Source organism: Chitinophaga sp. OAE865, from assembly GCF_040546735.1.
In the GTDB taxonomy this organism is placed as follows: domain Bacteria; phylum Bacteroidota; class Bacteroidia; order Chitinophagales; family Chitinophagaceae; genus Chitinophaga; species Chitinophaga polysaccharea_A.
Genome location: NZ_JBEPOF010000001.1, coordinates 4,821,872 through 4,847,714 on the forward strand (window position 1 = coordinate 4,821,872; position 25,843 = coordinate 4,847,714).

Below are 25,843 nucleotides of genomic sequence, written 5' to 3' on the forward strand. Positions count from 1 at the left end.
GCCCCGCGGTTTTTACCTTGATGTGTGCTCAATAACAAACGCCTTTAATTCAGCCATCTTACCATCGCGAAAACGCCATACATCGCAGTAAGAGTAATCAACCATTTTCCCGGTTTCATCTTTCATGCTGATTTTGCCAACCGCTGTAACAAACTCACCTTCCGCGATCAGGTTTTCAACCATGAATTTTGGTGGCGTTGCATACGCGTTTGCCATATATTGCCGGACGGCTTCTTTTCCCCGCAGTGTTCTGTCACCCACAAAAGTCCATTCCGTGTCTTCCGTGCAGAAAAACAGGAACCCTTCATTATCGCCTCCGGCCACAGCCGCATTTGCTTTTTCCAGTACAGCTTTATTACTCATATATCGCTTCAGATTATACTTAATAAAAAGTGGTTTCCTTTTGTGAATTAGCATCTTCCGCATAGCAGGTCAGCAGAATTTGATCTTTACATGCAAATTTCAGGAATTACTTCTAATTTTTTACGGGACTGTCTTTTATGATCTGAAGTATTTTGCATACATTTTATTACGAAGTTTTTCGTGTATTTTCACTCCCTGTTTTCTTAAAAAATATAAAAGCCTGTTGCAGCGCTATTGTAAACCTACATCAACAGATAATGAAACATATCGATATAAAACCCTGCCCGGAGTTAGTCCCGTTTATTCATTCCTTTTGGGAGTTAAAGGGTGGTGACAACGACGGGAAATGGGAAAGAAACTTTCCTGACGGATGCCCGGGGCTGGTGATAAATTTAGGGGATAACTGTATAACTGACAACGGTAGCCTCACCATGGAGCATCGTAAAACTTATGTTGTTGGCGCCATGACTTCCTTTAAAGATAGCTTTATCAATGCGGATACACATTTATTGGGCGTATGTATAAAACCGGCCGCTTTTTCAAACCTCTATAGCTATGCGCCACAGGTTGAAATAATAAACAGTACCATTGAATTTGAAAATACAAATGCATTTGATTTTGAAAAGATAATCAAAGATCCCTTTATTTATCTCAACCGGTTTTTTATTGACAGGATTGGGAATAAGAACAAGCCGCTTCAACCTGTTATAGAAGATATTCATCGCGCAAACGGTCAACTCAGCATTCAGGAAATTGCCAGAAGAAACCATACAACCGTAAGGCAGCTGGAGCGGAGTTTCAGGATCCATATAGGTCTTACGCCCAAAGAATATTCAAATATTGTCCGCTTCCAGCATGCGTTGTCGGTAATTAAAGGATCTGCCGGGGAACGCAGTTTATCAGACATTGCTTTTGATTGCGGATTTTACGATCATTCACATCTTACCAGCGAAATAAAGAAAAACACCGGGCTTGTACCCTCCCAACTTTAATTTTGTCGCATTTTTCCAAAACAGGAACATCGTCTGACATTTAACTTTGCTGAAAAATAAGTTTTTATGAGAAAGGTGATATTAAATTTAGCAGTTAGCTTAGATGGATTTATAGAAGGCCCCAACGGGGAAATTGACTGGTGCATCATGGACGATGATATGAATTTTGATGCTTTCATATCAAGTATAGACACAATGTTTTACGGCAGGGTAAGTTATGACGCCTGGGGAAATTTTCAACCGGATGAAAATACAAGCCCGGCAGAAAAAATGATGTGGCAAGGCATACATGCTAAAAATAAATTCGTGTTTTCAAGCCAGAACCGGCAGGACGACAGAGCTACCTTTATCAGTTCCAATATTGCAGAAAAAGTAACAGCCATTAAAGAGCAGCCGGGGAAGGACATTTGGCTGTACGGCGGCGCCAACCTCATAAAAACATTCATTCACTTAGGCCTGATTGATATGTATAAAATATCTGTGCACCCCGTGGCTTTGGGAAGCGGGAAGCCTTTATTTGAAGATTTGAAAGAGCGGCTTGGATTGAAACTAGTAAATACCAGGGTTTACAGATCGGGAGTTGTGGAGCTTACGTATGAACCTGCGTAAGCCCGGTAGGTAGAGGGAATGGGGCAATGGTTCCCTTCTCTAAGTATTTTTACCTGGTGTAGCAAAGCTATGCTGCCGGATGCATTGAATTTTGTTCGAATTATAATAGAATGAGTCCACACAGGTTTGCCCCAGCCTGTGTGGTAAATATATTGAATCGACTGAAAGCGCCGCTCTGAGTTCTGGTGCCTTTATAAAAATTCAAACCCTCTGACAGGCTGCTGAGAGTTTTGAATTACCGATTACTGTGCGTTCAAAAATGCTGCTATTAACCTGTCTATCCAACTCCCTTGTACTATATTTTTCCCGAATACATAGCTTGAGATAAAATTCACGTTCATCTTGTGATTTAGTACGGCTGAAAATAGTCAGATTATTGGTCCGGGTGACCTCTTTTAACGGGGCATAAGCTCCGGAGAAGATTCATATGCCTCATAAAATTGTTTCGTACACCATAGATTCTTGTTGGAGAATCCCTTAAGTTCCGGTTCATTACATCGTATGTACTCTGCCAGCTCATCAACCACAGATTGCCCCCACTCTGCGCATTTCACCTTTCTACTGATGTATTCACCAAAATTCCAATATAAGCTGATTAATTCTGTATTAACTGATCTCATCGCGGCAATACGGGAATTTCTGATCAGCTGAATTATCTCTAAAAATTGTTTGCTTAACATATACACAATATTCGTCTTCGTACGAATAGGACTTTCTGAGCTTAGGTTAACTATACAAGATTAATAAATTAGTATACGAATATGGGGCATAAGAATGGCTGGGTTATGACACATTCGTATTATTGTAAAATATACAGTAATCGCAAGCATTCGGCCAACCCTATTTTCTTAAAGAAGTTCTCATTAAAATGATCTTTCTTTACGTGAAGAAATATATTCTTAGTATGAAAGGTATCCCCCAGGAGTCTGTTGAAAAAATCGCCGGAAAACTCTTTCTCCTTCTTTTATTTATCTGTAATGCTGATCGTGTCAGGGGACAATCGGCAGCCGATTCGCTAACAGCCGCGCTCACTACACAATACCAGCAAAACGGTTTTCCGGGATTCAGCGTATCTATTGTAAACAGTGATAGTATTTTATACGAACATGCGTTCGGATTCGCTGACCTTGAGAAAAAAATTCCTTACACCACTACTACAGTACAACCAATTGCTTCTATCAGCAAACTCTTTATTGGAATGGCAGTGATGAAAGCTATCGAACAGGGCCTGTTCACACTGGACACTGACATCAACAGTATTTTACCGTTTAAAGTACAACATCCGTATACGCCTGAAATACCAATCACGTTAAAACAACTCGTTACGCACACTTCAGGGATAACAGATAACCCTGCTGCATATAAAAAGACATATTTATACAATACACCCTTGCAGGAAGACAATTCCATCTATAATCTGCTGAAATCAAAAGGTTATGGAGCGGAAGGCCGGGACACTACTTTAGGCACATTTCTCCAGGATTATTTAAGCACGTCTGGCACTTATTATTCAAATAATAATTTTGATAAAGCCGCACCAGGGAAAAGATATGAGTACTCCAATATCGGTTCTGATCTGGCCGCCTGGCTGATAGAACTTAAATCAGGTATTTCCTTCGCTCAGTACACACAGCAATACATTCTACAACCATTGCAGATGACACATACCACCTGGTCTACCGCCACCGCGGACCAGGCAAAGCTGGCAACCTTATACACCGGCCTCAGAGTCCCCTATCCAAAATACAGTTCCGTTACTTATCCGGATGGCGGCCTTACCACTTCTTGTCATGAGCTGGGTCTTTTCCTGAAAGAAAATATCGCAGGGCAGGAAGGTAAAGGAAAAATTCTTACTGATGCCTCCTACACTACCATGTTTCAACCTGCATTTTCAACTGCTTATAATCCAAAGAATATAGATCCAGCAGAGCCTAATATTGGTGTGTTCTATGCCATGAAAAAAAATGGTATCATCGGGCATAGCGGCAGCGATGGAGGAGTTACTGCTTTCCTTTTCTTTAGCCCAACCAAAGGTTATGGCATGTTATTAATCACCAATACCGAACTGGAAGGACTAAATGGTGTGAACAAAAAACTGCTGACAGGATTTGAAAAGATATGGGGTACTATGAGCCACTATGCAGGAAAATTGCACCCGGTTAAATGATAAATACATGCGTTGTAAAGAGGTTAGAACAATCGGGCCCGGCTTAAAAACAAAAGCCCGCGACCAGAACGAGCTTTGAAACGCTCCGGTGAACCCATTGGTACAGAGTTCGAACTCTTTGTTAGAAGATTTGAGACGATTAAAAGCTTTGATGGATAAGTAATAATTTCAATTATTCATCCTCATACATTCTTCATAAAAAGGTTTTTTAAGAAAATTCATCTCAACTAGTGGTTTTTCCTTGCACTCATCTATTAACTCCTGGGCCCATTCGTCGTAAGTCATTCCGGGCCTTTTATATTTTATTCTGGCATTTATGATGCCATCTTGAAACTTTTCATACCAGGCTTGGCCGGTATATTGGCCCAGTAGCTTTGCTTTGTATCGTTCTTCTATGCCAAATGTCTCCAACCAGCTAATTAATTGGTCGGTTCTTTTATTACATGATGCACTTATTTGGATATCTGCTTTTTTTAGTTTTCTGTTGTAGGCTTTAGTGAAAGTAATACTTAATTTAATTGACCAGCGTTCTGGAGAATAAGGATAAAAAGCAACTCTTCTGGTAGGAGGTTTGTTTTTAGTAAATAAAATTGTCTTTTCATGTTTGTATGATGTATTGCACTCGTTACAGATAATAGCTAAATTCTTAAAATTGATAGAATTAAAAGGATATTTACCTTTTGAAATAAGATGGTCGTAAGCTTCAAGCTTTGTGTGATCGTTTCCTCGTATAGGATGGATGCCACAGAATGGACATAATCCTTCATGGCCTCCAAAATTCAATTCAAAAAACTTCTTATAATGATCCTTTCTAATTTTATTTATATCTCCAAATTCTGTTAGGATAAATGGAGATTCATTTCCATATAATCTTCTATAAAACTTTTTCAACTCTTTTGACAGGCTCGGAAACTCTGCATCCAAATCAGCATATGTAATTGGTCTTTTGGACTGGTTCGTAAACAAACTATGAATTTTATTATTGGTACGATACCAGTATCGCAATCTCTTTTTTTGCGCTGCACTTAACTTTTGGAATTCTGTATAAATTTTCTCAATTTGGTAATTAAATTGGAACCCCCATTTGTTGGGATCAGTTAGATAGTCAAAGGACTCGTACTTCGCTTTCAGGTCTGGAAATTTGTCCAATTTAGAACTATCAAATGGAGTTCTTGCCCTCGACCATACTTTTAAAAATAGGAAATCAGAATACTGTTGAAATTTTTCAATTTCATGACCATGAACATATTTGTAGGTAAATAGCATTACTTCTTGTCTCTTTTGTTGATGAGTTGGTTAATAAGCATGGTCCGTTCAACAGAATCACCGATTGTATCGAATATTTCATCACTTAATCTGTCGAGATTCTCTTCCGTTTCTACTCGTTTCTCAAATTCAAGCACTTTTTCACTGGCAAGGTCTCCAATAGTATCTACCCGGTTAAATAATTTAATTGTAATCAGGTTAACTGAGGCGCCAAAGGTTTTAAAATCCGGTCTGTCAACAGTTACTATTCCATTAATATCTTTTTTAAACACCAATACATTTTCTTCTTGGCTATCTGATATGATAAAAGGTGAATGTGAGGTGATTAGTATCTCTCTTAGGCACTCGCTTTCCTCCATTTTTTTGGCTAAGCAATCCCGAAGGGTAGATATAAACTGAGCCCGCCAATCGGGATTAAAATGAGTTTCAGGTTCGTCTAGCAAAAAGAGAGAATTCGTTTTCCTAAATAACAGACAAAGACCAATAGCATGCAGGTATTGGTGCTCTCCGTCAGACAATGACTTACTCAGAAGACCGTCTTCTACATTGGTCTTTTCAATAGTAAAATCCTTAAACCTGAAGATTCTTTTATGAGATGGGAGTATAGGAATGGTTTCGTTTACATAGATACTATTGGAGTTATATACTTCCCGCTTGGTTTTAATATCTACATCATATAGATTCAGTGTCAGTAAAATCTGGAATGCACGAAACAATTCAAATGGATCATTGTTGAAGTGAGCACGAAAAGCCTGCTTTATCTGACTTAAGCCTATCTGCTCTCCATTCGCATCTTTCAGTATATCTCCCTTTTCATCACGAATGTCCCCATCTACAAAGTAATCTAGATACAGTATTTGAGTAGTTTCGTCAAAGTATTGCGTGGTTGCACATCGCTTTAGCTTATCAATGATCTTGATATCTGTGGTATCTTCATTTTTTTGAACCAATAACTCAGTCAGTTCAAATCCATCGATTGGCTCTTTATAATCATGCGCTTCTTGCCGCTCAAAAAAATCATCATATTCAGGTTTCTCCCTGCCTATCTTCTTATGCTGACCGATAATGATTCTGAATTCACTAATGCGTTTGATGCCGATAGTGTTGTATAATGGCTTCAATATACCTTCATCCTGCATTAGAAAATTTGTCAGGAATACGGCTTGGCTATGTTGCGTATCGAGATACATTAACCTCCCTTCTGGATTGGCATAGGGAGTTTCGTAGCGCAAGGCGTCTTCATATTCATCATACTGAATAAAGCGCATTTTAAAGAACGGAAGGCTCAGAACTTCATTCTCACCCGAAGAGTACCCGATCACAAATTCAGGAAGAATCTCTTTTACCTCTGTACGGCTCAGCTCATGCTCTATAGCCCCCACTTCATTGAGTGTAAAGATTTGCGGTGCTTTTACCGCTTCCTTTTTAATGAGTATATGAAGAGTTTTACTTATTTGAAATGCATCGCTAAATGCACCGGAAAATGCTCCTTTTTGATGAAAATAATATTCCAGCTCAAAATCGTCCGGAGTACATTGCTCCGGAAAGAAACCATCGGTATGTACCTTACTAAAGTCCCCTTCTCCTTCAAAGCCTTCGGGCTTATAAGTGAGATATATACATTCGATATGATAAAAAATAGCTGCCAATGCCTCTAATATATTGGACTTGCCACTTCCGTTTCTACCTACGAGGCAATAAGGTGCAAACTCCCACATTTTTTCCGTGTCTTCACCCCGGAAAAAATTAACTTCAAAGTCTTTATGCAGACTCCGGAACGCAGTACCGAGTTTCAGTCTGATGAGTTTCATGAATTCAGGCGGAGTTCTATTTTTTTATCTTCCTTTTTAAATACTTGCTTAAAATAAGGATTTTCTTTTTTCAGCTCTGCAAATATAACTTGAGCAAACTCTTCGTAAGAGAAATCTTGACCACGTTCGTAATTATACTTTAAATACAAGTCCTCTACAATATCTGATGTAATAGGACGATCCTGGAAATGCTTTTTAAAGAAGAATTCCCAATCAAATATATGCTGCTCTATACTGCCATGTTCTTGTTGAATATCATCGGGTATGCCATAATAATCGTCAAGGGTCATTTCAGAGATAGGCTTCTTTTCAACCGACACTTTATCCCAGTTAATCGGTTTAGGTTCTGTACGATCATTGTCGGTGGCTGAATACTCCTCTTCATAAGTTACTTTTAGTTTTAACAGATTGAGCTCACCCTTAAATGCTTTTTGGCTAAGGCTGGCAAATAACGTTTCCAGTTCCTGTAGGCTTTGCTGCATTTGTTGTTTAAGTATTTCGGCTTTTTTAACTATTTCGGCAAATTTTTTCTGGAGATCAATTGGAGGATGGAAAAGCGGAACATCTTCAATTTTTGAAGGAGAGGTGTGACGTACCTTAGTACCAGTAGCTTGTCTATGAATTACACCCTTTACCAGTGGATTAGCAAAAAAATGGAAAAGGAAATATTCGTTGAATTCCTTTGTATCAAATTGAACTAAACCTAGTCGTTGATTATGAAGGAACCTGTTGTTGCTAGGAACTAATATCGGGCTTCCCAGCAAGCCTGGGGCCTGTTCTGTCATTGCGACAAGCAAATCATTTTTCCTTAAAATGTAATCTTGCGAAATATTACCTGTATAAAACTTTTGGTTATCCCCTCGATCTTTGTAGCCTCCCTTTTCGCAAAAATTACCTGGAGTAAGAAGAATATAGTCGCCTTTAGCTGAGAAGTATTCACTTTTGAATGCAAAACCATGCTTAATTTGAATAAACTTTCCTAACCTATCACTTGCCCATTTTTTATTGTTTAAAATAGGAATTCCAAATATTTCTAAAAACACACTCTTGATATAATCGTCTATTAAAGCAATACTTTCTCTACGCTGTGTAATCAGGTTCTCTGCCTGTGTTAATAGATGGGCAATCTTTACCTGATCTTCGAGTGGGAATATTGGTATTTTAAGGCTATTGATATCTTCTGTTCGTAAGTTATTAATGTTAGCCCCTTGAATTACCCTATTTATATGTTTACGATATAAGTCCGTATTAAAAAACGAATTGACATATGATGCATAGATATTTCTATTCGGTCTGATGATTTTACAAAATGCACCAAATGTTGCGTAAATGCTTTCTTTACAAAAAACGCTTTTCCCAACTATGTTTTTACTTCCACTTGAAGCAGCAATTAAAATATCACCTTTTCTAATTAGCTGTTCAGGCTTAACGATTTGTTCCCTTACATAAATCAAATCACTTAAATTAAGCTTCCCATTCTGAATATTATTGGCTTTCAGAAGTGGTAAATATCCATCTTTAGGAGAAGATACTATGTCGTTGGGAGAATATGATATTCCTCTAACTTGTGTTATATATTGTTCCAATCTCTCCATTATAGTATAGATTTAAGTTCCTCAATACCTGTGACAACTTGTTTCTCCAAGGCACTTAATCTATCAAGGATCAGTTGCGGAGCTTCATAGTCCACTTCATCATACTTTTCTTCTTTATATTTGCTCAGGCTGAAGTCATAATCATTTTCTGCCAATTCTGCCTTAGGTACAAAAAAGCATTGTGCTGTCCGGTCAGTATCGGTTTCGGGGTTACGGCTATGATAACGAGCTACAATATCCTGTAAGTCGCCATAATCCCGAACACCGTCTTCCATGTATTTTTCTGTACGCTTATCATTAAGCTCATATCCATCGCTCTTCATTTCGTAAAACCAGGTGTGGTCAGTTTTTCCGCCTTTGGTAAAGATCAAAATAGAAGTGGCCACACCGGCATAAGGTTTAAATACGCCGCTTGGCATTGTTATAACAGCATTGAGTTCAGCTTCTTCTACTATCTTTTTACGGAGTTGGGCAAAGGCTTTAGCTGATCCGAACAAAACGCCCTGCGGAATAATAAGAGCGGCAATACCTCCTTTTTTCAGCATATTGTAAATGCGTTCTACAAACAACAATTCGGTTTTAGTAGTTTGCAGCTGCAGGTTTTCATTGATATCTCCTTTATCAATATTGCCGGTAAAGGGCGGGTTTGCCATTACAATATCGTACTGACCTTCTTCAGTATAGCTTTTACTCAGGGTATCTTTATAATCAATCTGTGGGTTATCTATACCATGCATCATCAGGTTCATTAGTCCCAGCCTTACCATAGTAATGTCGATATCAAAACCTATAAGGTTGGCTTCCAATTGTTGTTTTACTTCCGGCGTAAGCACACCTGAAAGTGAGCCTCGTTCAAAACCGTCATTGTCCTTGACCAATTTGCTTGGATCACTTCTTCTTACCAAATCGCTGAGTATATATTGGTAAGCGCCTAATAAGAACCCTGCAGTACCGCATGCCGGATCGGCAATACGCGTATTGGGTGCAGGTTGCACCAAGTCTGCCATCAGTTTTATGATATGGCGGGGTGTACGAAACTGACCGTTTTTTCCCGCAGTAGCGATTTCGCTTAGGAGCATTTCGTAAACATCGCCCTGTATATCCTGAAATGCGTGACCGCCTTCTGTAGCGTCTTTTTCAATCTCTTTAAAGATTTCGTCAATTTTCTTTACGGCCTCTACCAGCAACGACGGTTTTTCTATAATAAAAACAGCATTGACCATATGCCTGGTAAAAGGAGATGTACTACCATTGAGCTTCCGGATAAACGGAAACACATTATAGCGTACATGATCCAGCATTTTTTCAGCTGGGGCCATTGTCTGGAAAAAAGACCATCGGAGCTCTGTATTAGGGCGAGGCTCTTTAGCTTTTGCCAAAGCGAGTTGCACTTTCTGACGCTCTGTCGGGTTTTCTATAGAATCTATTGAATAGTTTGCCTCGTTAACATATGGAATGTATGTGCCGCTGAATCGTGAAACATATGGTTCCCCAGTCCATTCTGCATCTTTCACCCGCTTGGCTTCCATTTCATCCAGCCGTTTCATAAAGAGCAGGTAGGTGATCTGCTCTATGGCAGTAAGCGGGTTACTGATACCGCCGCTCCAAAGGGTATTCCACAAGCTATCGATCTGTGCTTTAAGTGTAGGATTATTTTGTAACATTATGCTGCTAATAATTTTTGTGTCATTTGTAATATCTCTTCTATTTCTTTAGTGCCGAATATTCCACGGATGCCGTCGGGGTGGATCATTGTAAATGGTGTTTCTATAAGGTTCTTTTTTTGCAGATCACCCCGTTCTATAATAAAAGTTTTGAGCATATCCAGAAACTGCAACTGGCGGCTGCTCAGGTAGCTGTGCTCGTTAAGAAACTGCTGAAAAGACTGTGATACTGTTTCAGGGAAAGACTGCAAGGATTCGACCCCCAGTATATGCTTGATAAAGTGCTGCAACCTTGCTTTACGATGGTTATATACTCTGCGCAAAAGATCTAGAGTAATATTTGGATGTTCTTCATGCAGTTCTATTGCAAGGCGTATGGTTTCTTCTTCCGTAATATTTTCGCCTTGTTTTATTTTCTGCAGAATATGGTTAGAAACCAACAACTCATTGATCTTGCTTTCCACCATTTCCCTATATCGACTAATACTTACCGATTCATGCTGAGGTCCGAACTCAACAAATTCTTTTTGTGTGATGATATCTTTCAGGTTCAACTGTACAGTTCTCGATGATGGATCGGAATTGTCAATAAAATGCATTAAAGGAGACAGGCGTGTAATAAGTTCGTCATACTTATCTTCATCCATTGCAGCCCAGTAGTTGTTTTTTTGTACCTGTTGTATAAAGTTTTCTTCCCGGGCTACAATATTGATAGATAAAGGCAATGTTGCGATTTCTTCTACAATAGCTTCTTTGAGTGTTTCAAACTTTTCCCAATTCTCATTTAATTGAGTAAGTGATACTTCTACAATATCCTTTTCAAAGCGCATGGCTTTAAAATCTTTCCCGGATAAAGTACGCAGTAATGGTTTTATATGCTGCCTCAAGAAGTCTATTTTATCAAGTGAAAGTTGATCCCAATACATGGCATCAGCAACTTCACCTAAATCTTTTTGTGCTTCAATAATGACAACAGAATGTGCAGGTAACTCGGAAATCTGAGCTCTTAGCTTTTTTGTTTCTCTCGAAATGGTATCACTCTTACTAAGTTCCAATGCTTTTTCAATTTTATCCAGTCGTAATCCGAAAAGGCGAACTGGCAATGGAACCTGAGTTTTCAGCTCTTTCCCTTTCGGGTTTAATTTAAAGTATTCAAAATTGTCCCAGCAATCCATGATCAGGAATGCATCCTTTTGAGCGCACCAGGGTTTTATTTTTTCATTTTCTAAAAGGCGAGTTCCCCGGCCAATCATCTGCCAGAATTTGGTATAGCTGTATACGGGCTTAGCGAATACTAAATTTACCAATTCCCGGATATCAATGCCCGTATCTAGCATATCCACACTGATGGCTACCCGTGGAAAATCATTATTGGTAAACTGATCCAATAACCCTCCCTTTCCATAAGTTCTTGGGTCATCCGAAACAATTACTTTAGCAAGCTCTCCCTTATACTCGGGGTACAGTTGATCAAAAATACGCTCTACTTCCCTTGCATGCCTTTTACTGACACAGAAGAAAATCGTTTTACCCGGTAGTACTCCATTATCATCTTTAATACATTCTTCCATAAATGACTTAATGATCAATGCATTAGTACCTCTGTTACTTACCGTCTTTTCTAATTCTGTACCTTCAAAATTGATCTCTGCGATTTCCTTCCCCTCAAGAATCAATTTCTTTTGGTCCTCAAGTGATATTGTTCGTTTATTAATACCTTCTTCCTGAAATTTGGTCTTAAGTTTCATCACCTGGAAATTGCACAGGAAATGAGGTATATTATTTACAGCTTCTTCATAGGAATAAGCATAAGTTGGTAATCCATCTTCACAATCAAAAAGTTGAAATGTATTGTGATCAATAACATTGGTAGGTGTTGCCGTCAATCCAAGCGTTATGGCATCAAAGTAATTCAAAATTTCCTGATAAGTATTGTAAATGCTACGATGGCTCTCGTCTACAATGACCAGATCAAAAAAATGAGGAGAAAGCTCAAAATTCTTATCTCTTATAATATTGAGCATTGTGGGATAAGTAGACACATAGATCCTCCGGTCTTTAGCAATAAGCTTTTCACCGATTTTAGGCCAACGGGGCTCATTGGGTAAATGTTCTTTAAAGGCATCCAATGTCTGATCCCGAAGTGCAACCCTGTCTACTAAAAACAAAACTCTTTCTACCCGTCCAGCTCGCATTAATGACTCTATTAAGGCAATACAGGTTCTGGTTTTTCCGGTACCGGTTGCCATTACCAGCAGAAATTTTCGTTTGCATTTTTCGACTGCTTCTAACACTGCCCTGATGGCTTTTTGTTGATAATCCCTGCCAGCGATTTTTGTATTAATCAATTCACCTTGAAGTGATCTTCTGGATTGTTTTAGGTTTCTATAACGTATTAAATCCTCTCTTGTAGGAAAACCATGCACTTTTCTTGGCGGATAATTTTCTAAATCCCAGAAATAGATATCGTATCCATTGGTGTAAAAGCAAAATGGGAGTTCTACTTTTTGAGTTTCCCTAATCTGATGACAGTATTGCTTAGCTTGCTCTCGTCCAATTTCTGCATCCACAGATGTCTTTTTTGCTTCGACAACAGCTAGGGGTTTGCCATCCTTACCTAACAAGGCATAATCACTAAAGAAGGTATTATATGAAACTGCCGGTTCATTCAGTTCATTTGATAATGAAGTAACGAAAAACTCTTCGACCACTTGTACCCGATCAGCAGTATTCCAACCGGCTTCTGCAAGTCGCAAGTCAATCAATTCTTTTCTTGTCTGTTTTTCGCTTTTCATTTATGGTATTTCTTCCACATGGGATGATCTGGAAATAAATCATTTCCAGCTATTATTAAACTATTAAATGCATTTTTTTCATCTTTTAATAATTCGACAATTTGATCTGCCAGCCATATCGATACTAATTCTTCTTCTTTTATACCCAAAAAAATAGCTAATTGCAACGCTTGTTGCTTTTTAGCTTTTCTGATTCCTGCTTCAATCTTGCTATACATAGGGGTATCAATTTTGAGTTCGGCTGCTAATTCCCTTTGGAGCAATCCTTTTTGTTCTCTCAATTGTTTTATTTTTTCCCTAAACCGCATAGTTTCCTTTTTTGACTTGTCGATTATTGACAATAATATGCTATTTCTTAGAGATAAACAAGCGGAGTAATTTAGTAAAAAAATATTTCAATGCACACCGCCTATCTTTACATCCATGTCAACACAGACGAGCAGGCCGTTAAAGGCTATTCAATGCGTAACCAGGAAGAACAATTGATCAGGTTCTGCCAAGTAAACTGCAATTTCGATCCTTCAAACCATTCGCGAAGACCATTCCGCTAGAACATTTAACCGCCCCGAATGAAAAAGTCTTTTGAAGATACTCAACCATAAAAAAAATGAAAGCACCCACTTAATTCTCTTCACGGGAAGGGATCGATTCAGCAGGAATGCAGGAGATGCCTATTATATGATAGCTTACTTAAAAAAGATGTCTATTGAAGTTCAAGCCATTGAACAGTTTCTGAAAAAATTGGCTTATCTGAGTAAAATGCAACAGCCGGATTAACATAAATCCTTTACCACACGGTATTCTCGGGAGTTCGAATCCCAAGAAGTTACGCTTTTGGAACTCGAACATTTTACGTTAATAAAATTCAATTTTTAAAAAGTATCTATTTGATAAACAAGAGGTTTGTGCGGTACTATGGGAGTTCGATCTTTTAGGAGCTTGATTTTTTGAAAAGGGGGAGCTCAAAACTTAGCAAACGGAAACGTTCTAAAATAGAGTTGGTTATAAGTAAAAAGAGACATTACTCTATGCTAAGATTAATGTCTCCTCAAGTGATCCCCGCGGGACTCGAACCCGCATTCCCCTTCCGGGGCAGTATGGCTGTAAATACGCTTCCCTACTACCCGCAGGTTTCGGTGCAACTGTAAATTCTGATCATTGCAGAGCGCATCCGCAACGATATGTATCCATACACTCCACGGCGACGTAATTTTTCCGCAGCTTTATCCATTTTAAGCGAGAGGATCATTGTTTTACAAAGATGCATACCTACCTGCGCAATACACCTGCGCTGTTAAAAGAAAAAATATTTTTATTTATGTAGTTAACTACGTAGTTTTGTACTTTAAATAAGTAAAAATGAGCATGACTAAAGATATCAGACCCATTCACAACGAATATTGTCAGCAAATAATTGACATCATCCTGCCCATCCAGCAAAAGGAATTCAATGTACCGGTTACTATCGAAGACCAGCCGGATCTGTTTGATATAGAAACCAATTACCACAATACCGGCGGCGGATTCTGGGGAGGTTTTGTAAACGGGGAACTGGCAGGCACCATCGCGCTTATCAGCATAGGGCACAATGCGGGCGCCATCCGGAAAATGTTTGTAAAAAAGGAATTCCGGGGAAAAGATACCGGTATTGGCCAGCAACTGCTGGAAGAACTGATCTCCTATTGCAGGTCAGCAGGAATAAAAGACCTGTATCTCGGCACGGTCGATAAACTTGCTGCTGCCCGCCGCTTCTATGAGCGCAATCATTTTAAAGAAATAAGAAAAACGGATTTACCGTCGTATTTTCCCCTGATGAATGCAGATAATGTATTTTATCATCTACACATTAATGATTGATAAGTATGACAAACGTGATCGATGAATCAGGAATACTGGCTATTTCCACGAGGCTGCAACGGCTCAGCGACCAGCTGCGGAAAGACGGTCTCCTGATCTATAAGGCCAATGGGATCGAGTTTGAGCCGAAATGGTTCCCGGTGGTTTATACCCTGCACCTGAAGCCGGTGCTCAGCGTGGTGGAAATTGCCGGGGAAATAGGGTACTCCCACCCTTCTACTATCAGCCTGCTGAAAGAGCTGGAAAAGCAAAAGCTGATCCGCTCTAAAAAAGACAAAACCGATGAAAGGAAAAGGCTTATCCAGCTTACCGAAAAAGGGAAAGCCCTGATCAACGATATGCAACCCGTCTGGAATAAGATGATAATAGCCCTCACGGCGCTAACAGATACAAAAAATAACCTGATGAAGGCAATTGAAGAAGTGGAGCAACAAATGAAATCCTTTAGTTTTTTTGAAAGGGCACAACAACTATAGCTAAGCAAGCAAACCATTTACCAGCGCCTTCCACTGCAGTTTGGATATGCCGATCGCCCCGGTAGAGCCCACAACGGCATTCCTGATCTTATCTCCCAGGTCGGTTGCCTGTGTATTTGGCACCTCATTACGTCCGTAAACAGTGGCAGTTATTTCCGCATGATCGCGTACCAGCACAAAGGAACTGCTGGCTTCCTTACGCAGGAAATGCGCAATACCGGCGCTTTTCTGAACCGGGTGCTCCGATGGCCTGGCCCTGATAAAGAACACCTCCTGGTGCTCATTGAGCACCACATGCTCCTTCTGCTCAATCTTTACCCAGTCGAACCCCTTGCCGGCATTATTACCCGGCCCGGGAATATCAATCCTTATATACATACCGGTTTCCGCCTCGCCCTCCACCGGTTTCCCCGCCAGGTCGGTCAGCTGGAAGCCCGATGAAATGCTGCCGCTGAGCGATGCCCAGTGATTCACATCCAGCAGGCGCGCCATAGCGGTTTTGAAAAAGTCGCGCGCCGCCGCCTCGTGTACCAGTGCTTTCGTTTCTGAAGTAGTGGTAGCTTCACCCGTATACTGCGCCGGAATAAAAGGCGCTGCAATATTATCTCCCATACCCTGAAATTTTCCGGTAAAATATTCTGTAAAGATTGCGATAAAAAACTTGTGCCAATTTTATATTAGACATACCTTTGGGATGCAAAAGTATGGACTTTGTATTCCGGGCCTGGTAATTCTGTCGTTCAAAACGATGCAATAAGGAAGCTCCGATCTGCCTTCCACCACTTTTTGACCATATCACTCTTCATTAGAGCGCCTTTCCCACAACTGTCAGCACATTGGTAATTGTAAACTGTACCCTGCCACAGCTTTGCTGTACGCAGGGATGAACAATTTATTGATGTTTAAAGATACGGAATATGAATAGTATATACTCGCTTGTAGTGAGCTGTTTTCTATACCTGGCCTGCAGCAATGCAAAGCCCAATCAAACAAACGGCAAAATCACCGGCCGTTGGCTGCCTGTTAAAACGGTCATGAGTTGTGTCGAAGACGGCAAAAAGACCTTTGAAAAAACAGATACCAATTTCACCGAAATGGATCTGATGGTGTTTAAAGAGAACGGTACACTGGAAGACGGCGGCCAGCGTTATGAAGCATACACCATTGATCTGAAAACAAAAGAACTCACCCTCCAGGAAGGCAACGGCGACGGCATCACCTTTAAAATAAGGACCATGAACCCTGAAGAACTGGTCATCTTCCGGGAGGATGAGGAGATCTTTAAAAGAACCAAACGCCAGATGAAGCTGGAGATCTACTTCCGCCGCATCTGATCATTTCAGCACGGGCAAATAATCCCCGAAGGAAGCACTTTACCCAGCAAACCATCTGCCATCAAGGATTCTGCGGGAAGTTGGCCGGGTCATTATGAATATCTATTTCACTCTGCGGTATCGGAAATAACAGCCGTGCCGGCGTAAGCGCAGGTGTGGTAAGATTATATTCGTTCTTCAGGTGGGCCTGCATAATGGCCAGCCCTTTTGAATAACGCACCAGGTCAAACCAACGATTATTTTCAAAGGCCAGCTCTACTCTTCTCTCTGCAAAAACAGCATCGCGGAAACTACCCTGGTCAGGCAACTCAGCCGGTGTTTTGTCTTTCAATCCCGCACGTCGTCTTACCTGGTTGAGGAAGCCAAAGGCGGTGTTATCACCGGTGGCAGCGCTGTATCCCTGCTCGTTCAGCGCTTCCGCCTGCAGCAACAGGATATCTGCATACCGTAATACAGGGAAACTACTGCCTCCATCGCCGGTAGCGCCGGGAGGATCCAGGTATTTCTTTACATAATTCCCTGCCTGTGTGGTAGTGGCATTCTTGTAAGACACGGTGTCCAGCGATGCGATCAGCCTCTTATCACCGGTTTCATAAGCAGCCACCAGGTCGTGCGTAGGCCGGTTATTGTTTGAGCCGCCGTAGGCCACACCGTTATAATAAAAGGAGAATGGCACCATGTCAGTGAAATAGTAATTACCTTCAGAAGGATTCAGCCCCTTTTTAAAACGGATAGTAAACAACACCTCTGCATTAAGCCCTGCTGCCGGGTTATACAAAGCAGCATAATCAGGCAGCAACGTATATCCGTTCACGTTTTTCAGTACTGTAGCTGCAGCGCTCCATTTTTTCTCTGTCACATATACTTTCCCCAGCAGGCCATTGGCGCTGCCGGAGGTTACCCGTCCATAATCGTTCACGTTGGTATACACAGCAGGAAGCAAAGTGGCGGCAGATTGCAGGTCCTTCTCTATCTGCGCATATACTTCTGTGATATCATTCCGTTTATCGTTGAGCGATTCGCTGGTGGTTTCCACCCTGGTTACCAACGGCACTTTTCCATACAGCCGTACCAGGTCAAAATACACGAATGCCCGCAGGAACAAAGCCTCTCCCCTGAACTGTTTTTTGGAGGAATCCGGGATGGCCGCAGCATCAATCTGGTCCAGCACCGCGTTGGCGCGGGATATGGTGAGATAGGCGCCTGCATATACATCGGTGAGGAACGGGTTGGTAGTGGTTTCCGTGAACAGGTCTATCTGCGAAGCCACACCACCCAATGCGCCACGGTCAAGGATGTCGGTATTATCACTCCTTACTTCCATCAGGTAATAAGCCGATTTGCCATAACTGCGGGTATTCTGCAAACCATCATAAATGGCATTTACGCCCTGCTGGAAATCGCTGGTGGTTTTAAAGAAAGTAGCCGTTGTTTGATTGGATACCGGCGGAAGGTTGATAAAATTCTTGCTGCAGGACGCCATTGCTGTTACCAGCCATAAACCTGCTATTGCTTTTATATGATTCAGCTGCATAAGTGCCTGTTTTTAAAATGAAAGATTAATACCTGCGGTGAATGTTCTTGGCAACGGGTAGGTACCATAGTCCTCTCCCTGCGACAAGGGCGCATCGGGCCGGGCATTCACTTCGGGGTTATAACCGGTGTAATCGGTCCAGGTATAAATATTCTGGCCAGACAGGTACACCCGCAGGCCCTGGATCTTATTATTGAACAGTTGCGGGTTAAATGTATAACCGACAGTTAAATTACGTAAACGTACATACGAACCATCTTCCACGAAAAAGGAACTGGGTTGTGTGCTGTTACCGGTAGTAACCCTGTTGGGGCGCATGGTATTGCCATCGCCGGGCTCTGCCGGCGATTTCCAGTAGCCGGTTTCTTCAATCATCTGGTTGGCGTTGCCTTCGCTGTTATACAGGAAACGGCGTTGCAGGTTCATCACTTTATTGCCATTCACAGCCTGCAGCGATACGGTAAGATCAAATCCTTTGTAGCGGAATTCATTGGTAAGCCCCCAGATGAATTTGGGAAAATAACTGCCTATCTCTGTCCTGTCGGCGGCGTCTATTTTCTTATCGCCGGTTACGTCAACAAATCTGCGATCGCCGGGCCTGGTGCTGGCATAATGCGGATAAGCATCAATCTCCGCCTGGTTCTTAAACACACCTCCATTTACATAACCATAATAGCTGCCAATGGGCGAGCCCACTTTGGTGATGTACAACTGGGAGATGGTGCCATTGCCCCCGTCGGAAATGACAGGTGCATTATTGGCGCCGAGTTGCAGCACTTCATTTTTGTTGGAAGAAATATTAAAGCTGGTGTTCCAGGTAAAAGGACCGGTGAAATTGCGGGTGGTTAACCCGAATTCCACGCCGGAATTGCGCACCTTACCAATATTCTTCAATGCCTTGCCAAAGCCGGAACTGAGCGGCACCGGTACTTCCAGCAGCAGGTTGGAAGTGGTGGCCCGGTAGTAGTCGGCGCTGAGATAGATCCTGTTGGCCAGCAATCCTATATCCAGCCCTGCATTGAGCTGCACTGTTTTCTCCCAGGTAAGGTCCGGGTTGGCCGGCTGTGCCAGTCCCACTCCGTTTACGGCGGTACCGCTGCCGTTGCCCAGTACATAACCGTTGGAAGCCAGCAGGTCGTACGCAGCGTAGTTGGCGATCTGGAAATTACCGGATGTGCCGTAGCTTACCCTGGCTTTCAGTTCAGAAACAGCTTTTACTTTAAAGAACGATTCATTGCTGATGAGCCAACCTCCTGATACCGCGGGGAAATAACCCCATTTGTTATTGGCGCCGAAACGGGAGGAGCCGTCGCTGCGGATGCTGGCAGACACAAAGTATTTATCAGCGTAATTATAGTTGAGCCTTCCCAGGTAGGAAAGCAGCGACCATTGCGATTCGGTGGAAGTACCACTGGTAATGGTGGCCGCGTTCAGCGTTTGTACGGCATCGTTAGGGAAGCCGGTGCCATAGGTTTCGTTGGCCCTGGTGGTATTCTTTTGCGAAGTATACCCGGCCAGTACATCGAAGTGATGTTTATCGCTGATATTGAACTGGTAGTTCAGTGTATTCTCCCAGAGCCAGTTCACAGACAACGCCGTTTGCGCCGATCCTTTAGGAATAGTGGGCGCTCCCTGCTGGATGGGCTTATAACTTCCCAGTGTAGAAGGACGGAAATAATTCCTGCTGAAATGATTGATATCTGTACCAAAGAAGGTTTTAAACTTCAGTCCTTTAATAATTTCATACTCTGCCCAGGCGCTGCCGAGATTGCGCACATGATCCAGTTTATCCTTGATCTGTGTGGCCAGCGCTACAGGGTTTTCGCCGCCGGAGTAACCATAGGCCCATAGGTTTTGACGGTTGGTGGCCAGTGATCCGTCCGGGTTATACACCGGGAATACCGGTGATGCCTTCAGCGCATTACTGAGTATCCCGTCAAATGTCCACGGCCCCTCACTGTTGATCAGGTCGTAATGATCAAAGGTAGGGTTAACGGTAACGCCTATCTTTAAACGGGAAGTAAGCGCTGCATTGAAGTTGGCCCTCAGCCCGTAACGTTTATAGCCGGAGCCGAGAATAATGCCCTGCTGGTCGAGGTAGTTGCCCGAAATATAGTACTGGAATTTGTCGCCGCCACCGGAGGCGGACAATGTATGATTTTGAATAGGCGCCGTTCTGAAAAGGGCATCCTGCCAATCGGTGTTGGTAAGACCAGCATCACCGGCCAGGTAAGGCAATATTTCCGGTGCTATCTGGAAGTTGGAATTTCCCCTGGTAGCGTTATTGTCGGTAATGCTGCCGGAAGGATTGAAATCCAGGTAAGCATTGTTTTTAGCATCAAAGCTGAATTTGGACCACTGGTAGGCGTCCATCAGCTTTATTTTTTTGCTCACCTGCTGAAAGCCTGCATACATGTTATAGCCAAAGGAAGGCGGGCCAGTGGTTTTTCCTTTTTTAGTAGTGATCAGCACCACGCCGTTGGAAGCGCGTGAACCGTAAATAGCGGCAGATGAGGCATCTTTAAGGATGTCTATGGAAGCAATATCATCACTGTTTAAAGTGCTGAGCGGATCAGGGGATTTCTGGAAAGATGCCTGCCCGGTGATATTGACCATATCGGTGGCTCCCTGTAAATTCTTCAGGTCGTTCGACAATGGAATTCCATCTACCACATACAGCGGATCAATGCCTGCGGAAATAGAGTTCAAACCACGGATACGTACACTGATACTGCCTCCCGGCGCACCGGTGTTCTGCAGCACCTGTACACCCGGCACCTTACCGGCAATGGCCTGTTCAAAACTGGTTACCGGCTGGTCTTTCAGATCGGCAGCCCGTACGGAGGCAACGGCGCCGGTGATCTCCCTGCGGCGTTGCACACCATAACCTACTACCACTACCTGGTTAAGGGAAGAACTGGATTCTTTCAAAACAACCGCCACCGGCTGATGCTCCTGCAAAGTAATACCTTCCAGCTGCGCAGGCTCGTAACCGATAGAAGTGAACCGGAAACTGTAAGGAGCCCCCGGCACCAGGCCGGGAAAATGGAAAGTACCAGCTGCGTTTGTTTGTGTAGATACCGTGGCGCCCGAGGTTTCATTTTTCGCCGTTACAGATACCCCCGGTAATCCTTCGTGCCTTTCATTTTGCACGGTACCGGTAACGCCTGTACGCTTTTCCTGCGCCTGCAGGTAAAAAGGGCTGAATAACAGGAGAAGTAACAATGCGCTCCTCCATTTTTCTTTTAAAGAGCGGATGTAAAAAGAGTCCATAGGAGCTTTTTTTTTGGGCCCCTGCAGGTTGTTGCCATGCCTGCAACAGCACAGCCAGCATATACCTGCCGGTTTCCAGGGCCGTGTGATAAAACAATTACAACTGATTGGCTGATGACGCGATAATAGATTTTCAGTTTACAGCATTAAATGTAGCAACAAGTTCCTAGTCCACCAAATCAATAGACTAACATACACGAAGATATTTTGCGGTAGATAAATTTATCCTGATAAAACAGTTGCCTCCCCGGAAGCTTCTGTCCGGAAATGAACACCCCGCCCGGGAAAGCGGACAACCTGTGTTAGTTTTTATTACATTACTCACTGATAACCAATAAACCGGGGGATTGGCACTTTCTTGGCTCCCGGAAAGCCACAATATCATGATATGTTAGGCAACCAGTTCAAAATCGCATGGCGGAATTTCCGCAAGCACATTACACATAGCCTCCTAAACCTTACAGGGCTCACACTTGGGCTCACAGGTTGTTTTTTTATTACGCTGTACATAAACGATGAGTATAGCTACGACCGCTGGATACCGGGGCACGAACAGGTATACAGGGCGGGACTGGACGTAAAAACCCAAACGAATGATATGATTTCGTTTGCCGCTACCTCCGGGTTTCTCCGGCAGGCAGTAATGGTATATCCCGAGGTACAATCGGCGGTAAGGGTATTTGAGTATGGAACAAATACCGCTGTCAGCAATGGCAGTAATAACGCCAGAACATTCAATGAGAAAGGCATCTACTTTGCCGACAGCACCTTGCTGGAGGTACTGCCCTACCCTTTGCTGGCGGGCAATGCCCGCACTGCCATGAACAATGCGGATGGTATTATGCTGACAGCGGAGAAAGCGGAAAAGTATTTCGGGAGAGAGAATAATGCAAGTAACTATCTCAATAAAATACTAACCATCAATAACAAAAATTACCGGGTAACAGGGGTATTAAAAAATGTGCCTGCCAATACCTATTTCCGCCCTGATTTTATTATTTCTACGGTAAGCGTAAAGAACGAGGAATGGTTCAGGCGCAACATGGAAAACTGGCATGGCACCATGACGCAAACCTTCCTTAAACTGGCGCCGGGAACAGATTGGAAAGCTTTTGAAAGAAAGATCAGTAAAATTGCCTACCAGTTTGTGGGAGATGAAATAAAGGCTAACTCCCAGGATTATACGAATTTTCTCCAGCCGCTTACTTCTATACACCTGCATTCAAATCTCCGCTATGAGCTAAGTAAAAACAGCGATATCCTATACGTAAGGATATTGTCGTTTGTAGCCTTGTTCATCCTCCTCATTGCCGGCATCAACTTCATCAACCTTGCTACCGCTACTGCCGGCAGCCGGGCCAAGGAAGTAGGCGTAAGAAAAGTGATAGGCGCCAACCGTTCCCAGCTGGTATTGCAGTTTATGATAGAAGCCCTCATGATGAGCGCTATTGCTTTTATTGCTACGGTAATGTTAATCATGGTCCTGCTGCCTGTTTTTAACAGCATTGCAGATAAAAGCTTTACCATGGCGCAATTATTCCGGCTTCGCTTTATTGCGGCGGGCCTGGGAATCAGTATGGGCATCGGGTTGCTGGCAGGCATTTACCCCGCTATCATTCTTTCAGGATTCAATCCCATGCGTATTATACAACGCCGCGGCGCGCAAAGGAAAACACATTCGCTGCGTAATGTGCTGGTAGTAACACAATTTTGCATTTCCATCCTGCTGATCGTAGCCACCATGGTGGTATACCGGCAACTCCAGTTTATGAAAAGCTTTAACCTGGGCATCAATCAATCGCAGGTGCTGGTGATCCCCATTAACGGGCCCGAGGCAGGCAACAGGAAAAAAGCCCTGCTGGAAAAATTCCGCGGCCAGGCAGATGTAATTTCCGTAAGCGCTTCCAGTTATGTGCCGGGCCAGGAATTTGGCAATAATCTTCTCCAGCTGAAAGGTGATCATACAAAGCAAACAGATGCCAGGTTATTATCGGCCGACGACCAGTTCTTCCGCACCTACAACATACAGCTGCTGGCAGGCAGGTTGGTGAATATGACACCCGATACCAGCCAGGAAAGCGGTGATATCATGATCAATGAAGCAGCCCTTCCATTCTTTGGCTGGAAAACGCCGGAAGACGCGCTTGGAAAGGAATTTGATTTCGGCTGGGGCACAGTATGCGGGGTTTACAAGGATTTTCATTTCACCTCCCTGCAACGTGGGGTAACGCCACTGGCTATTTTTTATAATCGCAACTGGCTGAATTATATCAGCATAAAGATGAATACCCGTAATGCTGCGGCCACAGTGGCCAGGCTGGAGAAAGTATGGCAGTCGGTAGTGCCTTCGGCTTCGTTTGATTATTTTTTCCAGGACGAAGCATTTAACCGCCAGTACCTGGCAGAGCAAAGGCTCGGTTCTCTCTTCCTCATCTTCTCCCTTTTTGCGATTGCCATTGCCTGTCTTGGTTTATTTGGATTAGCCTCCTTCACCGCCGCGCAGCGGACCAAGGAAATCGGTATCAGGAAAGTATTGGGGGCCAGTATTACAGGTATTATAAAACTATTGTCGAAAGACTTTGTAATGCTGGTGATAATTGCCGCCGTTATTGCATTTCCGCTGGCATGGTGGGCTATGAGCAACTGGTTACAAAACTTTGCGTACCGTGCGCCTATAAGCGGCTGGATATTTATCATGGCAGGCGGAGGCGCATTGGTGATAGCGCTGATCACGGTGAGTTTCCAGGCAGTGAAAGCAGCACTGGCCAACCCGGTGAACAGCCTGCAGGCAGAATAATCTGCAGAGGCGCAGCATCTGCCGGATGTTGCGCCTCCTGTTATAAAAGAAAACAGCCGTTTTACTTCCCGGCTATTTACTTCGTATAAAAAACAATATCATCTGCATCCGGTTCACTGTCTGCCAGCTGTTCTTCCCAGCCTGCAGGCAGTTTAAAGATATTATGCAATCCGCCCAGGAGCTCCAGCCAGCCGCTCATCTCGTCAGACACCTCCAGCGTTTCGCCCTCCATGGTTTTGAATACCAGGAAAGTGGCTTCTCCCGGGTACGCATACACTTTATAACCTGCAATATGCGTTACGTCTTCCCAGAAGATGGTGTTATCAATATCTTCATCATATTTCACGTAAAGCGTGCGTTCGTCAAATTGTATATCCATATTTCGAATGTATTGATTTCAGGATGATTTACTCCCCGTTAAAGGTAAAACTTACTTTAAATAAACGACTGGCCCCGGCATCATTATCAGATACGAGGTGAAGCGTCAGGGTATTGTCTTGTATGCTTTCCAGGCAAATGCCTTCTATCTTTTCACCTTTAAATGCAGGGTCTGCGTTTGTTAAATTGAGCATGCCATCCGGTGTAATGGTAGTTTGTGATAATTTAAGGGAGATGTTACTGATCCATCCTATATAGCTGTCGCCGATAGCGCCGTCGTCATACGCATTGGCTGTGGCCTCGGAAGAGAAAGTGCACAGGAGCAGGTCTTTTTCCGGCACATAGCAAAGCTCAGACACTCCCGCAAATACAGGCGTTGGCGTTAGTAACGTTAACGGTACTACGCTAAGCGGCGGCGCCGCCTGCTCCCAAAAGCCTGGCGCCGTAAGCACCAGCTGGTTCTGTGGCCAGGTATTATTTCCGCGGTTGCTTAACAGTAAGGTGTCATTCACTACAGCAGCGCCTTCTATATTCAGCTCATTGATCCCGCTGTTCAGTAACTGCGCGGTAAAAGCGGGTGGGTATGGAATAAAATGTATATCGGCGCTGTCTCCGTCAGGCAGCGGCAGCAGTAGCAGCTGCCGGCGTTTTTCCGTTGCCAGCGATCCCGAGGCCATCAGGTAAGTACGGCCATGCAACCTGATAAGTGCAGCTGCCTCATAATCCGCTTTCAGCGCTTTGGCAATCCTTTTTTCTGTGGCGCCGGAAATGCGGATACTTCTTACAACATGGTAATCCTTGTCCAGCACCTGGATACAGTTAGCGTCGTCGCCAATAAGATACAGCCTGTCCCCGTGAAATTCCACCGCCGAAGCTGAAGGGAAATCAGGCAGCAATAAGGTGCATATGAGTGTGATCACAGCTTTCATGAA

General features: G+C 43.0%; 21 protein-coding genes. 7 read left to right on the forward strand and 14 right to left on the reverse strand.

Going from position 1 to position 25,843, the window contains the following annotated elements:
- Nucleotides 1-12 precede the first annotated feature (12 nt).
- Nucleotides 13-363: a nuclear transport factor 2 family protein gene (locus ABIE50_RS19565; RefSeq protein ID WP_209857913.1), complete on the reverse strand. Its 351-nt coding sequence runs from the start codon at nucleotides 361-363 to the stop codon at nucleotides 13-15.
- A gap of 257 nt (nucleotides 364-620) precedes the next feature.
- Between ABIE50_RS19565 and ABIE50_RS19570 the strand changes: the two genes are divergently transcribed.
- Together ABIE50_RS19570 and ABIE50_RS19575 are read left to right on the forward strand one after the other, a co-directional pair.
- Nucleotides 621-1,355: a DUF6597 domain-containing transcriptional factor gene (locus ABIE50_RS19570; RefSeq protein WP_209857914.1), complete on the forward strand. Its 735-nt coding sequence runs from the start codon at nucleotides 621-623 to the stop codon at nucleotides 1,353-1,355.
- A gap of 66 nt (nucleotides 1,356-1,421) precedes the next feature.
- Entirely contained in the window at nucleotides 1,422-1,964 is a 543-nt protein-coding gene (locus ABIE50_RS19575) for a dihydrofolate reductase family protein (protein WP_209857915.1), read from the forward strand.
- Nucleotides 1,965-2,165: 201 nt separating this feature from the next.
- Here the strand turns inward: ABIE50_RS19575 and ABIE50_RS19580 are convergent, their stop codons facing one another.
- Both ABIE50_RS19580 and ABIE50_RS19585 read right to left on the reverse strand, forming a co-directional pair.
- Entirely contained in the window at nucleotides 2,166-2,387 is a 222-nt protein-coding gene (locus ABIE50_RS19580; protein ID WP_209858331.1) for a DUF1016 N-terminal domain-containing protein, read from the reverse strand.
- Nucleotides 2,360-2,644, reverse strand: coding sequence for a DUF1016 N-terminal domain-containing protein (locus ABIE50_RS19585; RefSeq protein WP_209857916.1), 285 nt, complete (start codon nucleotides 2,642-2,644; stop codon nucleotides 2,360-2,362). Before ABIE50_RS19585 ends, ABIE50_RS19580 begins: the two co-directional genes overlap by 28 nt.
- 203 nt (nucleotides 2,645-2,847) lie before the next feature.
- Here ABIE50_RS19585 and ABIE50_RS19590 point away from each other — a divergent pair, with 203 nt between their 5' ends.
- Nucleotides 2,848-4,131, forward strand: a complete 1,284-nt coding sequence (locus ABIE50_RS19590) for a serine hydrolase domain-containing protein (protein WP_209857917.1) — start codon at nucleotides 2,848-2,850, stop codon at nucleotides 4,129-4,131.
- 168 nt (nucleotides 4,132-4,299) lie between these two features.
- Here the strand turns inward: ABIE50_RS19590 and ABIE50_RS19595 are convergent, their stop codons facing one another.
- The 6 genes from ABIE50_RS19595 to ABIE50_RS19620 are packed head-to-tail and all read right to left on the reverse strand — an operon-like array spanning nucleotide 4,300 to nucleotide 13,570.
- Entirely contained in the window at nucleotides 4,300-5,397 is a 1,098-nt protein-coding gene (locus ABIE50_RS19595) for a hypothetical protein (protein ID WP_209857918.1), read from the reverse strand.
- Nucleotides 5,397-7,208, reverse strand: coding sequence for a restriction system-associated AAA family ATPase (locus ABIE50_RS19600; RefSeq protein ID WP_209857919.1), 1,812 nt, complete (start codon nucleotides 7,206-7,208; stop codon nucleotides 5,397-5,399). Before ABIE50_RS19600 ends, ABIE50_RS19595 begins: the two co-directional genes overlap by 1 nt.
- Complete coding sequence (locus ABIE50_RS19605) at nucleotides 7,205-8,803, reverse strand: restriction endonuclease subunit S (RefSeq protein WP_209857920.1); 1,599 nt, start codon at nucleotides 8,801-8,803, stop codon at nucleotides 7,205-7,207. Before ABIE50_RS19605 ends, ABIE50_RS19600 begins: the two co-directional genes overlap by 4 nt.
- Nucleotides 8,803-10,467, reverse strand: a complete 1,665-nt coding sequence (locus tag ABIE50_RS19610) for a type I restriction-modification system subunit M (RefSeq protein ID WP_209857921.1) — start codon at nucleotides 10,465-10,467, stop codon at nucleotides 8,803-8,805. The genes ABIE50_RS19605 and ABIE50_RS19610 overlap by 1 nt, the downstream gene beginning before the upstream one ends.
- Nucleotides 10,467-13,262: a type I restriction endonuclease subunit R gene (locus ABIE50_RS19615; RefSeq protein WP_209857922.1), complete on the reverse strand. Its 2,796-nt coding sequence runs from the start codon at nucleotides 13,260-13,262 to the stop codon at nucleotides 10,467-10,469. Before ABIE50_RS19615 ends, ABIE50_RS19610 begins: the two co-directional genes overlap by 1 nt.
- Entirely contained in the window at nucleotides 13,259-13,570 is a 312-nt protein-coding gene (locus ABIE50_RS19620) for a helix-turn-helix domain-containing protein (RefSeq protein ID WP_354028083.1), read from the reverse strand. Before ABIE50_RS19620 ends, ABIE50_RS19615 begins: the two co-directional genes overlap by 4 nt.
- 1,051 nt (nucleotides 13,571-14,621) lie before the next feature.
- Here ABIE50_RS19620 and ABIE50_RS19625 point away from each other — a divergent pair.
- Together ABIE50_RS19625 and ABIE50_RS19630 are read left to right on the forward strand one after the other, a co-directional pair.
- Nucleotides 14,622-15,119 (forward strand): GNAT family N-acetyltransferase, encoded by a 498-nt coding sequence (locus tag ABIE50_RS19625; protein ID WP_209857924.1) that lies wholly within the window; start codon nucleotides 14,622-14,624, stop codon nucleotides 15,117-15,119.
- A gap of 5 nt (nucleotides 15,120-15,124) precedes the next feature.
- Nucleotides 15,125-15,595: a MarR family winged helix-turn-helix transcriptional regulator gene (locus ABIE50_RS19630; RefSeq protein ID WP_142687219.1), complete on the forward strand. Its 471-nt coding sequence runs from the start codon at nucleotides 15,125-15,127 to the stop codon at nucleotides 15,593-15,595.
- Here ABIE50_RS19630 and ABIE50_RS19635 read toward each other — a convergent pair whose 3' ends face one another.
- Nucleotides 15,596-16,207: a hypothetical protein gene (locus ABIE50_RS19635; RefSeq protein ID WP_209857925.1), complete on the reverse strand. Its 612-nt coding sequence runs from the start codon at nucleotides 16,205-16,207 to the stop codon at nucleotides 15,596-15,598.
- Nucleotides 16,208-16,512: 305 nt separating this feature from the next.
- Here ABIE50_RS19635 and ABIE50_RS19640 point away from each other — a divergent pair, with 305 nt between their 5' ends.
- Nucleotides 16,513-16,929 (forward strand): hypothetical protein, encoded by a 417-nt coding sequence (locus ABIE50_RS19640; protein WP_209857926.1) that lies wholly within the window; start codon nucleotides 16,513-16,515, stop codon nucleotides 16,927-16,929.
- Between the two features lie 61 nt (nucleotides 16,930-16,990).
- On the opposite strand, the gene ABIE50_RS19645 is transcribed toward ABIE50_RS19640, so the two are convergent.
- Both ABIE50_RS19645 and ABIE50_RS19650 read right to left on the reverse strand, forming a co-directional pair.
- Nucleotides 16,991-18,463 carry a RagB/SusD family nutrient uptake outer membrane protein gene (locus tag ABIE50_RS19645; RefSeq protein ID WP_209857927.1) on the reverse strand — a complete coding sequence of 491 codons (1,473 nt, stop codon included), beginning with the start codon at nucleotides 18,461-18,463 and terminating at the stop codon, nucleotides 16,991-16,993.
- 12 nt (nucleotides 18,464-18,475) lie between these two features.
- Nucleotides 18,476-21,736 carry a SusC/RagA family TonB-linked outer membrane protein gene (locus tag ABIE50_RS19650; protein ID WP_209857928.1) on the reverse strand — a complete coding sequence of 1,087 codons (3,261 nt, stop codon included), beginning with the start codon at nucleotides 21,734-21,736 and terminating at the stop codon, nucleotides 18,476-18,478.
- 388 nt (nucleotides 21,737-22,124) lie between these two features.
- Between ABIE50_RS19650 and ABIE50_RS19655 the strand changes: the two genes are divergently transcribed.
- Nucleotides 22,125-24,533, forward strand: coding sequence for an ABC transporter permease (locus ABIE50_RS19655; RefSeq protein ID WP_209857929.1), 2,409 nt, complete (start codon nucleotides 22,125-22,127; stop codon nucleotides 24,531-24,533).
- A gap of 76 nt (nucleotides 24,534-24,609) precedes the next feature.
- Here ABIE50_RS19655 and ABIE50_RS19660 read toward each other — a convergent pair whose 3' ends face one another.
- Together ABIE50_RS19660 and ABIE50_RS19665 are read right to left on the reverse strand one after the other, a co-directional pair.
- Nucleotides 24,610-24,912 (reverse strand): hypothetical protein, encoded by a 303-nt coding sequence (locus tag ABIE50_RS19660; protein WP_209857930.1) that lies wholly within the window; start codon nucleotides 24,910-24,912, stop codon nucleotides 24,610-24,612.
- 28 nt (nucleotides 24,913-24,940) lie between these two features.
- Nucleotides 24,941-25,840 (reverse strand): DUF6929 family protein, encoded by a 900-nt coding sequence (locus tag ABIE50_RS19665; protein ID WP_209857931.1) that lies wholly within the window; start codon nucleotides 25,838-25,840, stop codon nucleotides 24,941-24,943.
- Nucleotides 25,841-25,843: the final 3 nt, after the last annotated feature.

Excerpts from the sequence above, each read along its gene's own strand:
- ABIE50_RS19635 (WP_209857925.1), bottom strand. The coding sequence starts at position 16,207 with ATGGGAGATAATATTGCAGCGCCTTTTATTCCGGCGCAGTATACGGGT.
- ABIE50_RS19595 (WP_209857918.1), bottom strand. The coding sequence starts at position 5,397 with ATGCTATTTACCTACAAATATGTTCATGGTCATGAAATTGAAAAATTT.
- ABIE50_RS19630 (WP_142687219.1), top strand. The coding sequence starts at position 15,125 with ATGACAAACGTGATCGATGAATCAGGAATACTGGCTATTTCCACGAGG.
- ABIE50_RS19570 (WP_209857914.1), top strand. The coding sequence starts at position 621 with ATGAAACATATCGATATAAAACCCTGCCCGGAGTTAGTCCCGTTTATT.
- ABIE50_RS19605 (WP_209857920.1), bottom strand. The coding sequence starts at position 8,803 with ATGGAGAGATTGGAACAATATATAACACAAGTTAGAGGAATATCATAT.
- ABIE50_RS19655 (WP_209857929.1), top strand. The coding sequence starts at position 22,125 with ATGTTAGGCAACCAGTTCAAAATCGCATGGCGGAATTTCCGCAAGCAC.
- ABIE50_RS19650 (WP_209857928.1), bottom strand. The coding sequence starts at position 21,736 with ATGGACTCTTTTTACATCCGCTCTTTAAAAGAAAAATGGAGGAGCGCA.
- ABIE50_RS19610 (WP_209857921.1), bottom strand. The coding sequence starts at position 10,467 with ATGTTACAAAATAATCCTACACTTAAAGCACAGATCGATAGCTTGTGG.
- ABIE50_RS19645 (WP_209857927.1), bottom strand. The coding sequence starts at position 18,463 with ATGCAGCTGAATCATATAAAAGCAATAGCAGGTTTATGGCTGGTAACA.
- ABIE50_RS19660 (WP_209857930.1), bottom strand. The coding sequence starts at position 24,912 with ATGGATATACAATTTGACGAACGCACGCTTTACGTGAAATATGATGAA.
- ABIE50_RS19615 (WP_209857922.1), bottom strand. The coding sequence starts at position 13,262 with ATGAAAAGCGAAAAACAGACAAGAAAAGAATTGATTGACTTGCGACTT.
- ABIE50_RS19585 (WP_209857916.1), bottom strand. The coding sequence starts at position 2,644 with ATGTTAAGCAAACAATTTTTAGAGATAATTCAGCTGATCAGAAATTCC.
- ABIE50_RS19625 (WP_209857924.1), top strand. The coding sequence starts at position 14,622 with ATGAGCATGACTAAAGATATCAGACCCATTCACAACGAATATTGTCAG.
- ABIE50_RS19640 (WP_209857926.1), top strand. The coding sequence starts at position 16,513 with ATGAATAGTATATACTCGCTTGTAGTGAGCTGTTTTCTATACCTGGCC.
- ABIE50_RS19665 (WP_209857931.1), bottom strand. The coding sequence starts at position 25,840 with ATGAAAGCTGTGATCACACTCATATGCACCTTATTGCTGCCTGATTTC.
- ABIE50_RS19565 (WP_209857913.1), bottom strand. The coding sequence starts at position 363 with ATGAGTAATAAAGCTGTACTGGAAAAAGCAAATGCGGCTGTGGCCGGA.
- ABIE50_RS19620 (WP_354028083.1), bottom strand. The coding sequence starts at position 13,570 with ATGCGGTTTAGGGAAAAAATAAAACAATTGAGAGAACAAAAAGGATTG.
- ABIE50_RS19600 (WP_209857919.1), bottom strand. The coding sequence starts at position 7,208 with ATGAAACTCATCAGACTGAAACTCGGTACTGCGTTCCGGAGTCTGCAT.
- ABIE50_RS19575 (WP_209857915.1), top strand. The coding sequence starts at position 1,422 with ATGAGAAAGGTGATATTAAATTTAGCAGTTAGCTTAGATGGATTTATA.